The following is a 739-nucleotide window of genomic DNA, read 5'->3' on the forward strand; positions in this document are numbered from 1 at the left end:
CGCTCGGCCTGCTCCTCCGGCGAGATCCGCAGCATCACCTTGACGATCCGCGTCCCAGCGGCGCGCACGGCCGCCTCGAACTCGCAGATCGCCCCGTATCGCTCCTCCACCTCGGCCAGCGGGGAGAGCCCGCGCACGCGATGCACGAGCACGTCCTCGTAGTGCGAGCGGTCGAACGCGGAGACGAGGCCGGGCCGGGGCAGGTGCGGGCGGATGCGCCACAGGAAGTCGTGGGCGCGCTCCTCCGCTGTCGGCGCCTTGAACGCGTGCACGTGGACGCCCTGCGGGTCCATCGCCCCGATCACGTGGCGCATGATCCCGCCCTTGCCGGCGGTGTCCATGCCCTGCAGGACGACCAGCAGGGACGGCGCCTCCCCCTCGGGCGCGTGGCGCACCGACTGAGCGAACAGCAGTTCCTGCAGGTTGGCGAGCGCCCCGCCGCGCGCGGCCAGGTCCTTCTTGCCCTTCGCCTTGTCCCCGCCGTAGCCGGGCGTCGCGGCGGCGTCGACGTCGGCCGGGCCCCGGACCTCGTCCCCGCGGCGGGCGGCGAACAGCTCCCGGGCGGGGGCGCCGAAGACGCTGTCGTCGGTGGGGCGGGCGGGTCGGCCCGCCTCGGCGGCCGGGGTGTCAGCCATGGCGCTCCCTCCAGTCCTCGAGGAAGTCCTCGAGGCGGTCCAGGGCCACGTCCAGGTCCTTCACGCTGGGCAGCGTGACGAGCCGGAAGTGGTCGGTGTACGGG

Annotated in this window: 1 pseudogene; it reads right to left on the reverse strand. The window is 74.4% G+C overall.

The annotated features are described in order from the left end of the window. Positions 1-635, reverse strand: a pseudogene (locus ACFWJO_RS38065) (hypothetical protein); the annotation flags it as partial. Positions 636-739 lie beyond the last annotated feature (104 nt).

It is taken from the genome of Streptomyces sp. NPDC127092 (assembly GCF_042722475.1).
Taxonomy (GTDB): Bacteria; Actinomycetota; Actinomycetes; order Streptomycetales; family Streptomycetaceae; genus Streptomyces.